The sequence below is a fragment of the Acinetobacter sp. 25-47-122 genome (assembly GCF_056779695.1).
Map to the genome: position 1 here is coordinate 94,449 of NZ_JBWYIJ010000006.1, position 13,809 is coordinate 108,257.

Consider the following 13,809-nt stretch of genomic DNA (forward strand, 5'->3'; position numbering starts at 1 on the left):
ACTGTGACTGATACAATGGAAATAGTATCGAAAAAAATAAAAAAAGCCCCGATCAACGGAGCTTTGGAGTAACTGAAGAGTCTCTTGAATGAGTTATTCAGATACTGGTGATTTCTTTAAATTACGAACCAATAAGTTCAATGTCTCTCTATGATGAGATAAACGTTGTTCAACCAATTGGAATTCAACTTTCAGTTTGCTATCCATTAAGTGAATTTTTTCAGCAACAGCTGCTTTTTTGGCATTAATTTCTTGCTCTTTAAGCTTCGCCCAATCATTTAGAGTTTGCGTAAATGCTTCATATTCTTGAGCAATTTTTGTTTTAACTGTCACGATATCATCATTCACGTTATGGCCGTAAACAGCGAGATCTTGTTGCGCATATTTAAACTTCATTGCAAGCTCAGCTTTTTTAATATTAAAGCTTGGAATACGTCGTAAGTTTTTTGCTAGCCCTAGTTTTGAACACGTCCAGATCAACCATTTAGTTGGGTCGTATTGCCACCATTTTACGCCATTGCGATAGTCGTATTGGAAGATATGATGGTAGTTATGATAACCCTCCCCCCAAGTCGCAATAGCAAGAACAAAGTTGTCACGTGCAGTATTTTCATCTGTGTACGGACGTTTGCCCCACATATGGCATAGCGAGTTGATAAAGAAAGTCACATGATGGCTTAAAATTAAGCGCATTAAACCACCCAACAATAATACTCCCCAGACATCACCAACTGCCCATCCAATAGGAAGAAGAATAGCGGCATGAACGACAATCACGAGAGGGATGTAATATTTATCTTGGAACATGACAATTTTGTCAGCCAATAAATCAGGGGCGTTTTTGTAATTTGCTTCAGCTGCTGGATAGTTGCGTAGCATCCAACCGATGTGCGCGTACCAGAAGCCATTGTTAATTGAGTAGGGATCTTTTTCTACATCATCAACATGACGATGATGGGTACGGTGACCTGAGGCCCAATACAAAATGCTGTTTTGTACAGCAAAGGTTCCCATAATCATTAAAATGATTTTGAGTGGTACAGTCGCTTCATAAGCACGATGTGCCCATAAGCGGTGATAACCTGCGGTAATGCCAAGACTGCTCAGACCCAACAGCGCAAACATGCTAATCCACGCAGCAAGCGAGAAATCATGATGATAAGCATAAAGTGGAATCGCAATAACGGCGACAATAGGTAAAAACACCAATGCAAATACTGCAATCCAGTTGATTGGGGCTTTGGGTAGGGGAGCATTCATCTCCAACAGCACTCCTAGAACCTTTAATAGGTTAAAACTAAATCCACTCACAAATTTGTGAGGTAAGACTCGTTAATACTAACATGGGCGAACATGTGTTCACTAGCATTATTGTACAGTTGTATTGTTTAAACCGTAACAGAATACATCATTGTATAAATTCGACTTTGGACGAATTTCAAAAAATAAATTAGAGAAAAATAATCACTTACAGCTATGAATTTAAATATATTATAGGTGAGACATCATTAACTTGGGATAATCAGTAATTAAGCCTTGGACTCCTAAATCCTTAAGCTGTTTCGCACGATCTATATGATTGACTGTCCAAATACTAATATTTAAATTTGCGGAAAGTGTGGATGCAATGATCTCATTTGTAGCAAGTTCGTTCATCCAACCAATTTGACAACATTCAAATTTCAAAGCTTGATCAATGGCTGCATGCTTTATATCGGTTTCAACCAGTAATCCACGCTTAAACCTTGATTTTTGCTTTTGAAGGGCTTGATGAATTTTAGGATCGAAACTGGTGATAATGGCTGAATCTTCAAAGCCAATTAATTGTTGATCTAAGGCATCGACAATTTTTTCTGCGGCCTTCATCGATTCAACAGCTTTGACCTCAACTTCAATATGATTAAAATTATGAATAATTTTGAGGGTTTGGTCGAGTAGCGGTGTAGTTTCGACTTTATTCCATTCAGACCACGTTACGGCATGATTATACTGCGCTAAATCTTGCTCATCACATTCGTATAAATGTTTAGCTTGGCCTGTAGTACGAATAAAGTCATCATCATGCATCACGATCAGAGCATTATCTTTGAGTTGACGAACGTCAAATTCTACAGCGCGGATACCAATATCTTGAATATATTGAAATCCACCGAGGGTGTTTTCAGGTGCTTCCCCACGCGCACCACGATGACCAATTATTTTCATAAAACACCCTGAAATTTCAGGGTGATTTTAGTGCTAAATCATGAATGAAATATGACGATTTTTAATCAAAATTTTGATTAAAAAAGCATTTTAAGTGGATGGGGCAATCAACATGCAGACCTTTTTACACTTTTAAGGTCAGGCCTCAATCGTCTCATTGATATTCTTTTGCCAAAGCACTTCTGAGCCACCTTCAGCACGTTGTAAGGTACGAGATGCGACGAATAACCAATCAGATAAGCGGTTCAAAAGTTGCAATGATGTGGCTTGGATATTTTGATCACGTTGATGAACAGACATCACGCTACGTTCAGCTCTACGGCAGACAGCACGTGCTTGATGAGCAAAACTGCAGACTAATGTACCAGCTGGCAAAATAAAGTCTTTTAGCATGGGTAATGCTTCGTTCATACGATCAATATCTTTTTCTAAGAATTCAATTGATACTGGTTGAACCAAGTTAAAGCCTGGGATACATACTTCACCGCCTAAATCGAATAACCAGTGTTGTATCAGGCTAAGCGTATTGTCCCAAACGGATTTATCTGTAATGGTACTGATCGCTATATGCGAGCGAAGAACGCCGATCACTGCATTAAGCTCATCGACATCTCCCAAAGCATCAATACGTAAGTCATCTTTAGGTACACGTGAACCATCGCCTAGTCCGGTAGTGCCCGTATCTCCCGTGCGGGTATAAATTTTACTTAAACGGTGACCCATGTAGATCCTCTATTTTTAAATATACGGGATAGTGTAAAGATACTATCCCTATGTTTGACTTAATGCTGAATGGTTAATCCTACTGAAGCAAGTCGTCCACCATGAATATAGTAAACACCTTCAATAGAGCCTTCGTAGGCTGCTTTGTAATGTACATCGCCAATATTTTGAATGTTACCAAACAGTTTTAACTTGGGATTGATGTTCCAATAGCCATGTAAATCAACAGTAGCATAGCCAGGCGTAATTTGAGTCGTCGACCAATCTTTGGCATTTGATTTTGCAACCAATGATGCACTTAAGCCATAAACTTGGTTTTGAATGCCTGTTGAAAATGTAAAAGTTTGGCGCGGGCGACGTGTGAGTTCACTTTCTTTTGCTTCATTCATCGCTTTTACATAATGGTAGCCAGCTTTAAAGAAATAATCATCCATTACCCACTTTGTGAAAGCTTCAGCCCCCTGCATACGTGCTTCGGAAATATTATCTAAAGTCCATGGTGCTGTAGACGCATAATCAATTAAGTGATCAATCTCTGTATGGTAGATTGATAAACCGTAGTTCCATTGCTCGTTAATTCGATGATCGAAACCGAGTTCATACGATGTGCTTTCTTCGGGTTTGAGCTGAGGGTTTGCTGAGTTCCCGTAGTATAAATCATTTACGGTAGGCGCTTTAAATGCTGTACCTATATTGGAGTAGATACTTAAATCAGGGCGAATCTGATATCGAACGCCAACTTGCCCCACTGTATGTGTTCCAAATTTTTGATTATCTTCAGCCCGAATACCGATTTGGGTATTTATTTTTTCATTCTGAAATTGATGCTGAGCATAATAGCCAGTTGTATTTAAATCTTGCTGAAAAGCTCCTGAACTTTTCTGTGTTTCGGTGTCTAATGTTTTATGTGTTATACCAAAACTCAAATTATGTTGAGAATTAAGCTGTTTTTTTAGCACAAGCTCATATTCATCTGCTGTGTAGGTCGTATTCTCTAGGCTTTGTAGTTGTTTTAATTCATCTTTAAAGTGAGAAATACGAGAGTCAAGACGCAAAGTATCATTCAATTCTGTGTAGGCTTTAAGCGTAGTGACAGTATTTTTAAAATCGTGAGATTTCTTCAGGTAGCGCGGATTGAGGTAGTCTGAATAGTCTGTACCTTCATATACAGATGTTCCTTCATTCTCCGAATAATCTAAACTTGCACCGAATCTCTCTTTTTTAATACCAGTTTTTATGGAAAAACCTTTTTGATCGTAATTTGATTTGATGCCATCTTGATGATCACTAATAACCGTTCCGTCACTTTCTAAACGTTGACCTCTTACTTGTAGATACAAATCATTTTCAGCAATGTCAGCGCCTAGAAGTGCTTTATAAGTTTGGTTCTCACCAATTTCACCAGTAATAAATGCACCTGTTTTTTCAGGTATTTTGGTAATGACTTGAACCACGCCTCCAATCGCATTTGTACCATACAGTACTGATGCTGGGCCTTTAAGCACTTCAATTTGGTCAATATCAGTTGTATCTAAGAAGCTTAAAGATGCTAAACCACTGGCATCGTTATTTAAACGTACACCATCTCGTAAAACCAAAGTGTGGTCTGAGTCAGTGCCGCGCATGAAAATTGAAGTCTGTTGTCCAAAGCCACCAAGTTGAACGACGTTTAATGCAGCTTCAGTACGTAACAAATCCGCAAGTTGAGAAATGGGTGATTGTTCGATAGTTTCAGGTTCAATGATAGAGATGCGTGCAGGAATTTGTTCAATGTTTTGTTCCGAACGTGTCGCAGTCACTACAATTGAATTTAACTTTGCTTGAGATGAGGATTGTTGTTGATCGGCGAGAACAGTGGTTGAGCCTAATGCAAGCGTGATTGCACCAAACAAAGAGGTGGTTTTAAAGTATTTAGACATGAAGCGCTCCATACATCCACTTCCCCGTGAATGATTGAATGAGAGAACACAAAAAGCAGGTATCCGGACTTAAATGTGTAAAATTATTACTGACTATCCACCTTCCCATAGAAAACTACAGTGGTGTAAACCGAGGTTTAAATTGATAGCCGTTTCATTTTTACCGTTGCGGGGGCAGTGTTGGATTCGCACCAACTTCCCTAAAGCGATTGCTTTGACTTGTTGCAATTTGAGCGCAGTATAAAGAGGGCTTCTCATTTAAACAATCTTCACACCGAATATTCTGAGTGAACTTTACGCAAGATGAAAAAATTGCTTTACAATGAAGCGCCCAAAAATGATAGATCGGCTATGATGAGGGTGGATTAGAGCTAGAATAGATGCGAACTCGTGCAAAAATATGTGGGATTACCCGATTAGAAGATGTCCAAGCTGTTGTGCAAGCTGGTGCGGATGCCATAGGACTTGTGTTTTTTCCACCAAGTCCAAGACACGTAGATGTTGAGCAAGCAGCACTGTTGGTTCAAGCGATTCCTGCTTATATTCAATCAGTTGGATTATTTGTTAATAGTTCAGCCGAAGAGATCCAAAACATACTTAAAAAAGTCCCTTTAGATATTTTGCAGTTTCATGGCGATGAAAGTCCAGAACAGTGCAAACAAATTGCTCAAGCAGTGGGTCGTCGCTGGTATAAAGCAATTCAAGTAAAACCAGAACTAGATATCGTTGAAGAAATCAATAAATATCAAAAGTTTGGTGCGAGTGCTGTGTTGTTGGATACATGGCATCCAGATTTAAAGGGCGGAACAGGCCACAGCTTTGATTGGACAACATTTCCAAAATTAAATATTCCATTGATCTTGGCAGGAGGACTAAACCCTGACAATATCGAGCAAGCAATTCTTACAACACAAGCATATGCTGTGGATGTGAGCGGCGGTGTAGAGTCCGCAAAAGGTATAAAAGACCAACAACTCGTAGAACGCTTTATGCAAGGAGTCCATCGTGGATCAGCAAACCGTTAATCAACAAGATCAAGTGATTGACTATACCCAATACCCTGATGCAAAAGGGCATTTCGGTATCCATGGCGGACGTTTTGTGTCAGAAACTCTAATGGCTGCACTAGAAGATCTAGAGCAACTGTATTTCCGAATGAAAAATGACGAACAGTTTTTGGCAGAATTCGACCGTGACCTCGCTTTTTATGTAGGTCGTCCAAGTCCGCTTTATTATGCTGAGCGATGGTCAAAGGAGTTGGGTGGTGCACAAATCTATCTAAAACGAGAAGACTTGAACCATACTGGCTCTCATAAAGTAAATAACACGATCGGTCAGGCTTTGCTGGCAAAGTTATCAGGCAAAAAACGTATTATTGCTGAGACTGGTGCAGGTCAACATGGTGTGGCAACAGCGACCATCGCAGCGCGTTTAGGGCTTGAATGTGTTGTATACATGGGTGCAGATGATGTGAAACGCCAAGCGATGAATGTATATCGTATGCGTTTATTGGGCGCGACTGTTGTTCCTGTCGAAAGTGGTTCTAAAACATTAAAAGATGCCATGAACGAAGCCATGCGTGATTGGGTAACAAATGTCGATTCTACTTATTACGTGATTGGTACAGTTGCAGGTCCACATCCATATCCTCAATTGGTACGTGATTTCCAATCGATCATTGGTCGTGAAGCACGCCGTCAAATTGAAGAGCAAGCAGGTCGTCTACCAGATGCATTGGTTGCTTGTGTCGGCGGTGGTTCAAATGCTATGGGCTTGTTCTATCCATTCCTGAATGATCAAGATGTGAAAATGTACGGTGTTGAAGCTGCTGGTTACGGTATTGAAACTGGTAAACACTCTGCTCCATTAAATGCTGGTCATGTTGGTGTGCTGCATGGTAACCGCACTTATCTTATGTCGGATGCACAAGGTCAGATTATTGAAACACACTCAATTTCAGCAGGTTTGGATTATCCTGGTGTAGGCCCAGAGCATAGCTTCTTAAAAGATATGAAGCGTGTTGAGTATGTTCCAATTAATGACAATGAAGCATTACAAGGCTTCCGCGACTTAACTAAGATTGAAGGTATTATTCCTGCACTTGAAAGTTCGCATGCGATGGCATATGTGACTAAGTTGGCTCCAACGATGTCTAAAGATCAAATTATTATTGCGACGGTTTCAGGTCGTGGTGATAAAGACTTAATGACAGTTGCACGCATTGATGGCGTGGAAATGGTAGAAATGTGATGTAAAACAGCATTAAATAAAGCTCCTTGGTAGGGGCTTTATTTTTATAAAAAGAAAATGGGGGAATGAAATGAGACAAGAAAAAAAGCAGGGTTATGTTGAAGTATTCATCGAGTCTTATGAGGAATTTATTGAATTAATTCGGCCAGATAAAGAAAATTTGAAAGATTATCTTGATAGTTGCTCAGCTAACCTTTTATATCGTGGTCAACAAGATCATACTTGGTTATTACAACCTAGTTTATTTCGGAATGATTAGACTTTTGAAATTTATTCTGACGCTTTTCATAACTTATACAATGCACAATTGTTAAGAATAAATACATTTATAAAAGGCTGTGATCAAAATGGAATTCAAATTCCATCGGATTCAAAACACCTGAGAGAAGAATTGCTTAATCGCAACATTGATTCGAGTCTAATTGATAAGATTTTTTTAAATAGCGCCTACGCTCCACCTGACGATTTATATGAGTTTCTCGCATTTGCTCAGCATTACGGAATACCGACCGAATTGTTAGATTGGTCAAAGAGTCCGTTAGTTGCTAGCTTTTTTATGGTTAAAGGAGTCCTTGATAGTTTTATAAGTGAGAAAAATAAAGAGAAATTTAATTACGCTGGCTGGATGTCCTTATGGATTTTAAACCCTGACAAGAAGAGCTTACTTAATCAAGGTAGTGCAGAACCTATTTTTGAAATGGTGGAAGTTCCTAAAGGGCTGAATCGAAATATTTCTGCACAAGATGGATGTTTTACACTTATTCGTCAAAAACTTGGAAACAGCCAAAGTTTAACTTGGAATGAAGAAAATAGAAGATTTCAAGAGATTAAATTACTTGATGAGCTTATAGCTGAGAAAAGAGTTGAAAAAATGCTCTTAAAAATTTCCTTGCCTGTAAAGTTCGTAGAGAAAGTTTTGAAGTATTGTGAAGCTTATGATGTAACGTCTGCTTTAATTTATGGAGGGGCAGAAGGTGCTGCAAAATATGCGAATGATAATTTTGCCTTAGAATCTTTTAAGCTTAAACTATCAGAAATTCAATAAAAGTAGGACCTCTCATGCCTAGCCTATTTATCGTCATGCTCGGTGGTCGACATCAGCGTGCCAACACCGAAGTGCACGATGTCGTGCTCGCTGTGGGTGAAACATTGGAAGAAACTTACCCACAGCTTAAAACCGTATGGTTTGGTGAGAAGAAAGGCTTACATATTGATGCTTGGGCGAAGGTAAATGGAGTGGAATATAATGAGCAGCAATTCCAAATCCATTTTACAGATGCAGCTCCTAATGAAAACGAAATGAAACTCTGGTTGATTAATTTAGGTGGGTACCACGTTAATGAGTTCGGAGAGTTACATCGTTATGTATTAGTACCCGCTTTAAATAGTGCATCGGCTAAAGAACGTGGTAAATCATTCTTTGGAAAAGATTGGCAAAAACAGCATACAGATCGGGTTTTGGACGTTGATGATTGTATTGCCATTGATCAAGTTCATGGTCGATATATTCAATTGATCGAGGGTCAATTTAAAGAAGGGTATTGGGAAAATACATACATCACGATCGGATAATTTTTCATAAAGAACAAATTTACTATTTATATGAATTTATGTGCTAAGAAAAGCCCAATAAAATCTTTATGTGGAATAAGTGCTAGAATCCAGAGTTTGTCTATATATCAGTGATTTGAGTGATTACATATCAATAAAATCGCTATTAAATATGTAAAAAACGCATTTTATTGATAGATGAATAAAAGCTATGCTGTGCTTCGTTAAAATTAAACTACTAGCTGTACGCCATGTATTTATATACTGATTTCGATCAGCAACTGATCAATGAACGTGTTGCACAATTCCGTGATCAAACGGAACGTTATTTAGCTGGAAAGCTTACTGAAGATGAATATCGTCCATTACGTTTACAAAATGGATTATATGTTCAGCGTTATGCGCCGATGCTTCGCGTCGCTGTACCTTATGGTTTGATGAACTCTAAACAGCTTCGTAAAATTGCTGAACTCGCTAAAGCGTATGACCGTGGTTATGCACACGTTTCTACTCGTCAAAACTTTCAATTTAACTGGCCAGCATTAGAAAATGTGCCAGACATGTTGCAAGAGTTGGCATCAGTTCAAATGCATGCGATTCAAACATCTGGTAACTGTATTCGTAATACAACAACAGACCAATATGCAGGTGTCGTTGCTGGTGAAATTGAAGATCCAAGACCGACATGCGAATTGATTCGTCAGTGGTCAACTTTCCATCCAGAATTTGCATTCTTGCCACGTAAGTTTAAGATCGCAGTTTCTGCACTTGCTGAAATCGACCGCGCTGCAACAGCATTTCATGATATCGGAGTGTATATCGTTCGCAATGAGGCGGGTGAAATGGGCTATAAAATAATGGTTGGCGGTGGTTTAGGTCGTACACCGATCATTGGTGCTGTGATCAAAGAGTGGTTGCCACGTGAAGACCTTATTGCTTACTTAGAAGCAGTGCTTCGTGTGTATAACTTACACGGTCGTCGTGATAACAAATATAAAGCTCGTATCAAAATCTTGGTAAAAGCTGTAACACCTGAGGTTTTTGCTGAAAAAGTTGAAGCTGAATTTGCACATACGATTAAAACTTTAAAAGTTGATGCAGACACTCTGGCGAAAATGGACCAGAACTTCACACCATTTGCGTACCAAGATTATGCAGATGAAGACTTCTCAGCACTGTTTGCTGCACATCCGAAATTCAAACAATGGTTTAACATCAATACCAATGCACACAAAGTGAAAGGTTACCGCATCGTAACAATTTCGTTGAAACGTGCAGGCGTTGCACCGGGTGACGTGACCACTGAAGAAATGAACTTGATTGCTGATCTTGCAGATAAGTACACTTTTGGTGAATTGCGTACCACGCATGAGCAAAATATTGCCCTTGTTGATGTACCGCAAAAAGACTTATTTGAGCTTTGGACGATTCTTGAAAAGAATAACTTGGCTCGCGCGCACATTGGTTTCTTAACTGACATTATCTGCTGTCCAGGTGGTGATTTCTGTTCGTTGGCAAATGCGAAATCTATTCCGATTTCTGAAGCTATTTCACGCCGTTTTGATGATCTAGATACAATTTACAACTTAGGTAAATTGGACTTGAACATCTCAGGTTGTATGAATGCCTGTGGTCATCACCATGTGGGTAATATTGGTATTTTAGGTGTCGACAAGAAAGGCGCAGAATTCTACCAAATTACATTGGGTGGTAATGCAGACCATGATGCCTCAATCGGTGACATCTTAGGACCATCATTTGCTGCTGAAAAAGTACCAGATGTAGTGGAAGAAATTTTGAACACTTATCTTGATTTACGTCAAGAAGGTGAAGAGTTCATTGATACTTACCGTCGTGTAGGAATTCAACCATTTAAGGAGCGTGCATATGCTTAATACCGCACTACAAGTGCTCTCTAAGGATGGCACGATTGCAGACAATACTTATCAACTGATTGGTGAAGATGGCGTATTGCCACAAGGTGATGTGGTTTTAACGGTGGAGCAGTTAGACCAGCTTGCCAATGTTTCAGGTAAAAAAGCACTTTACCTAACCGTAGATGCCTCACCTGAAAACAATGAATTCCCACTTGATCAGCTTGATGCAATTTTTATTGAGTTTGCAGGTTTTAATGATGGTCGTGGGTATTCATTTGCCGCATTGTTACGTCGCCAAGGCTTCCAAGGCGAACTTCGTGCAACAGGTGATGTATTCAAAGACGTGTTGAACTACATGAAGCGTGCAGGTTTCGATACTTTCGTGATTAAAGAAGGTAAAGACATTGCAGAAGCAGCGGCAGGTTTAAACGACTTTACTCAACCTTATCAAGCGTCGACTGCTGTACCAAAACCAAATTATCAAACGGGTGCTTAATTTTATTAAGTGATAAAAAAGCTGAACTTAGGTTCAGCTTTTTTTATTTAATGGAAACAAGATTCAGGTATTCATAGTTCAGCCTAAGCGCTATTCAAAATGACACATAGAAGGTCAAAGTTTAATCAAATGTCTATTTAGAGCAGAATTTTTTAATTCATTCAGAAATATATAGCGACAAAGCCTTTAGTGCAGCGGTTTTTTATATGATTCAATTGATCGATTAACACTGATTTAAATGATAAATTTGCTCCAAAAAAGTGCAGTTTATTGTAGTATGTTAGTATTCATTTGATCATTTTTGGTGCGGGTTTTTCTCCACTCAATCAGACTGTTTTGCGGTATATGTTTAGTACTCAGTCTAGTGATCTTGCCATCATTTAAATAGTGAAGCAGTTGTTATGCAAAATTTGATTCGTATTGGTATTGTCGGTTATGGCAACCTCGGTCGTGGCGTTGAAACGTCAATTCACAAGAACCCAGATTTAGAGCTTGTGGGAATTTTTACACGCCGTGCACCTGAATCAGTGTCTCCTTGCTTTAGTGACACGAAAGTTTTTCATATGGATGACTTAAATGACCTTCAAGACAAAATTGATGTGTTGATCTTATGTGGTGGATCTAAAGATGATCTTCCAAAACAAACACCAGAATTGGCAAGTAAATTCAACACAGTAGATAGTTTTGATACGCATGCACGTATTCCTGAGTTTTTTGAAGCAGTGAATGAGCCTGCACTTGCTAACAAAAAAACGGCAATGATTTCGATTGGATGGGATCCAGGCATGTTCTCAATTAATCGTTTATTTGGTGAGGCATTATTACCAGATGGTGAAACCTATACTTTCTGGGGTAAGGGTTTGAGTCAAGGTCACTCAGATGCGATTCGCCGTGTGGCGGGTGTTAAAGCAGGTGTTCAATATACTATTCCATCACAAGATGCGATTGATAAAGTTCGTAGTGGTTCACGTTCTATATTAACCACTAAAGAAAAACATACTCGTGAATGTTATGTTGTGCTTGAAAATGGTGCTGACGCTGAAGTCGTAAAGCAGGCGATTGTGACCATGCCAGACTATTTTGCAGAGTACAACACGACTGTGAACTTCATTGACGAAGAAACGCTTCGTAACGAGCATAATCGTATGCCCCACGGTGGATTTGTCATTCGCAGTGGTAATAGTAGTGCAGAGCAGACTCAAGTAATGGAGTTTTCGTTGAAATTAGATAGCAATCCTGAGTTTACTGCAAGTGTACTTGTGGCTTATGCACGTGCATGCTACCGCATGAATCAAATGGGTCAATATGGCGCGAAAACTGCATTTGACGTTGCACCAGGCTTATTGTCAATGAAATCTCCAGAGCAACTACGTAAAGAAATTCTTTAAGTCTAATAATTCAAAGCTATGCTTTGAATTGAGATTATAAAAAAGCCTCTAGCTAAGTAGAGGCTTTTTTATTTACCCTCCTTTAGTCAAGAAGGGTTTAGGGGAGGATTGATGATTTAAATCTCCCTCAAGCACCTCTTTGAAAAATAGGGGCTTTAGACGCTTTAGATTAACTCAATCGCCACTGCAGTTGCTTCGCCACCACCGATACAAAGCGCAGCAATACCACGTTTACCACCTGTGCGTTTAAGTGCATGGATTAACGTTAAAATAATCCGTGAACCTGTAGATCCTACTGGATGTCCTAAAGCACATGCTCCGCCGTTGATATTTACTTTTTCAGGGTCGAGTTTGAACTCATCAATAGGACACATTGTGACCATTGCAAAAGCTTCGTTGATTTCCCAAAGGTCGACTTCTGCGACATTCCAACCTGTTTTATCGAGAACCTTTTGGATTGCACCGACTGGTGCAATCGTAAACTCAGAGGGATGTTGTGAATTAGAGGCATATGCCACAATTTTGGCTAAAGGATTTAAACCCTTTGTATGTGCTTGTTCAGATGAACTGATAACCAAGGCTGAAGCACCATCAGAGATCGAGCTGGCATTGGCAGCAGTGATCGTACCATCTTTAGCAAAAGCTGGGCGAAGTGTTGGTATTTTATCGATGTTTGCGTTAAAAGGTTGCTCATCTTTATCTACAACGACATCTCCTTTACGAGTTGACACAGTAACAGGGACGATTTCATCGTTGAAGTAGCCTTCAGTAATCGCAGTTTGAGCACGCTTTAATGAACGTATTGCAAAGTCATCCATTTGCTCACGGGTATAGCCTTTAGTGTTGGCCATATCTTGAGCAAATGAGCCCATCAAACGACCAGTTTCAGCATCTTCTAAACCATCGAAGAACATATGATCTTTGATTTCACCGTGACCCATGCGGTAACCACCACGTGCTTTAGGTAAGACGTAAGGAGCGTTGGTCATAGACTCCATACCGCCTGCAACCACAAAATTTGCTGAACCAGCTTTAATCATATCAGCTGCTTGCATCACAGCTTTCATGCCTGACCCACATAATTTATTGATTGTCACTGCACCTGTCGAGTCAGGTAGTCCAGCTTTGCGCATGGCTTGGCGAGCAGGGCCTTGTTTTAAACCTGCAGGCAAAACGCAACCCATAATGACTTCTTCAATGTCTGCTGGCTGCAAACCCGAGCGTGAGATAGCCTCTTTAATGGTCACTGCACCCAGTTCTGGTGCAGTCACACTTGATAAACTTCCCTGAAAGCCGCCCATTGCCGTACGTGCACCATTAAGGATGACGATATCAGTCATTATTCTCTCCAATTTATTTAGCTTTGTTTTACAGCTTGAGTATATGTAATATCAGGCCAA

Annotated in this window: 13 protein-coding genes and 1 riboswitch; of the genes, 8 read left to right on the top strand and 5 right to left on the bottom strand. The window is 39.7% G+C overall.

From position 1 onward, the window contains the following. Positions 1–93: 93 nt before the first annotated feature. The 4 genes from AC1M9P_RS07320 to AC1M9P_RS07335 form a co-directional block, all read right to left on the bottom strand. Complete coding sequence (locus tag AC1M9P_RS07320) at positions 94–1,260, bottom strand: acyl-CoA desaturase (RefSeq protein ID WP_035265557.1); 1,167 nt, start codon at positions 1,258–1,260, stop codon at positions 94–96. Positions 1,261–1,491: 231 nt separating this feature from the next. Continuing rightward, entirely contained in the window at positions 1,492–2,205 is a 714-nt protein-coding gene (locus AC1M9P_RS07325) for a glycerophosphodiester phosphodiesterase (RefSeq protein ID WP_481587179.1), read from the bottom strand. A gap of 138 nt (positions 2,206–2,343) precedes the next feature. Then, positions 2,344–2,928, bottom strand: coding sequence for a cob(I)yrinic acid a,c-diamide adenosyltransferase (locus AC1M9P_RS07330; protein WP_481587180.1), 585 nt, complete (start codon positions 2,926–2,928; stop codon positions 2,344–2,346). Positions 2,929–2,987: 59 nt separating this feature from the next. Continuing rightward, a complete protein-coding gene (locus AC1M9P_RS07335) occupies positions 2,988–4,847 on the bottom strand; it encodes a TonB-dependent receptor plug domain-containing protein (protein ID WP_481587181.1) in 1,860 nt (619 codons plus the stop codon). A gap of 37 nt (positions 4,848–4,884) precedes the next feature. Beyond that, a riboswitch (cobalamin riboswitch) is annotated at positions 4,885–5,085 on the bottom strand. A 142-nt stretch (positions 5,086–5,227) separates the two neighbouring features. Between AC1M9P_RS07335 and AC1M9P_RS07340 the strand changes: the two genes are divergently transcribed. The 8 genes from AC1M9P_RS07340 to AC1M9P_RS07375 all read left to right on the top strand — a co-directional run bounded on the left by AC1M9P_RS07340 (position 5,228) and on the right by AC1M9P_RS07375 (position 12,409). Beyond that, positions 5,228–5,872, top strand: a complete 645-nt coding sequence (locus AC1M9P_RS07340; protein ID WP_481587182.1) for a phosphoribosylanthranilate isomerase — start codon at positions 5,228–5,230, stop codon at positions 5,870–5,872. Continuing rightward, positions 5,853–7,097 carry a tryptophan synthase subunit beta gene (gene trpB, locus AC1M9P_RS07345; RefSeq protein ID WP_481587183.1) on the top strand — a complete coding sequence of 415 codons (1,245 nt, stop codon included), beginning with the start codon at positions 5,853–5,855 and terminating at the stop codon, positions 7,095–7,097. Before AC1M9P_RS07340 ends, trpB begins: the two co-directional genes overlap by 20 nt. A 70-nt stretch (positions 7,098–7,167) precedes the next feature. Continuing rightward, complete coding sequence (locus AC1M9P_RS07350) at positions 7,168–7,356, top strand: hypothetical protein (protein WP_481587184.1); 189 nt, start codon at positions 7,168–7,170, stop codon at positions 7,354–7,356. A gap of 48 nt (positions 7,357–7,404) precedes the next feature. Further along, positions 7,405–8,142 carry an FRG domain-containing protein gene (locus AC1M9P_RS07355; protein WP_481587185.1) on the top strand — a complete coding sequence of 246 codons (738 nt, stop codon included), beginning with the start codon at positions 7,405–7,407 and terminating at the stop codon, positions 8,140–8,142. Positions 8,143–8,156: 14 nt separating this feature from the next. Then, positions 8,157–8,669: a DUF1543 domain-containing protein gene (locus AC1M9P_RS07360; RefSeq protein WP_481587186.1), complete on the top strand. Its 513-nt coding sequence runs from the start codon at positions 8,157–8,159 to the stop codon at positions 8,667–8,669. A 230-nt stretch (positions 8,670–8,899) separates the two neighbouring features. Beyond that, positions 8,900–10,543, top strand: a complete 1,644-nt coding sequence (locus AC1M9P_RS07365; RefSeq protein WP_481587187.1) for a nitrite/sulfite reductase — start codon at positions 8,900–8,902, stop codon at positions 10,541–10,543. Next, positions 10,536–11,021: a DUF934 domain-containing protein gene (locus AC1M9P_RS07370; protein WP_481587188.1), complete on the top strand. Its 486-nt coding sequence runs from the start codon at positions 10,536–10,538 to the stop codon at positions 11,019–11,021. The genes AC1M9P_RS07365 and AC1M9P_RS07370 overlap by 8 nt, the downstream gene beginning before the upstream one ends. A gap of 401 nt (positions 11,022–11,422) precedes the next feature. Further along, positions 11,423–12,409 (top strand): diaminopimelate dehydrogenase, encoded by a 987-nt coding sequence (locus AC1M9P_RS07375; RefSeq protein WP_481587189.1) that lies wholly within the window; start codon positions 11,423–11,425, stop codon positions 12,407–12,409. A gap of 164 nt (positions 12,410–12,573) precedes the next feature. Here AC1M9P_RS07375 and AC1M9P_RS07380 read toward each other — a convergent pair whose 3' ends face one another. Next, on the bottom strand, positions 12,574–13,749 hold the full coding sequence (locus AC1M9P_RS07380; protein ID WP_481587190.1) for a thiolase family protein: 1,176 nt from the start codon (positions 13,747–13,749) through the stop codon (positions 12,574–12,576). Between the last annotated feature and the right edge of the window lie 60 nt (positions 13,750–13,809).

Coding starts and splice junctions, on each gene's coding strand:
- AC1M9P_RS07320 (WP_035265557.1), bottom strand. CDS start 1,260: ATGAATGCTCCCCTACCCAAAGCCCCAATCAACTGGATTGCAGTATTT.
- AC1M9P_RS07335 (WP_481587181.1), bottom strand. CDS start 4,847: ATGTCTAAATACTTTAAAACCACCTCTTTGTTTGGTGCAATCACGCTT.
- AC1M9P_RS07325 (WP_481587179.1), bottom strand. CDS start 2,205: ATGAAAATAATTGGTCATCGTGGTGCGCGTGGGGAAGCACCTGAAAAC.
- AC1M9P_RS07350 (WP_481587184.1), top strand. CDS start 7,168: ATGAGACAAGAAAAAAAGCAGGGTTATGTTGAAGTATTCATCGAGTCT.
- AC1M9P_RS07370 (WP_481587188.1), top strand. CDS start 10,536: ATGCTTAATACCGCACTACAAGTGCTCTCTAAGGATGGCACGATTGCA.
- AC1M9P_RS07360 (WP_481587186.1), top strand. CDS start 8,157: ATGCCTAGCCTATTTATCGTCATGCTCGGTGGTCGACATCAGCGTGCC.
- AC1M9P_RS07375 (WP_481587189.1), top strand. CDS start 11,423: ATGCAAAATTTGATTCGTATTGGTATTGTCGGTTATGGCAACCTCGGT.
- AC1M9P_RS07380 (WP_481587190.1), bottom strand. CDS start 13,749: ATGACTGATATCGTCATCCTTAATGGTGCACGTACGGCAATGGGCGGC.
- AC1M9P_RS07340 (WP_481587182.1), top strand. CDS start 5,228: ATGCGAACTCGTGCAAAAATATGTGGGATTACCCGATTAGAAGATGTC.
- AC1M9P_RS07365 (WP_481587187.1), top strand. CDS start 8,900: ATGTATTTATATACTGATTTCGATCAGCAACTGATCAATGAACGTGTT.
- AC1M9P_RS07330 (WP_481587180.1), bottom strand. CDS start 2,928: ATGGGTCACCGTTTAAGTAAAATTTATACCCGCACGGGAGATACGGGC.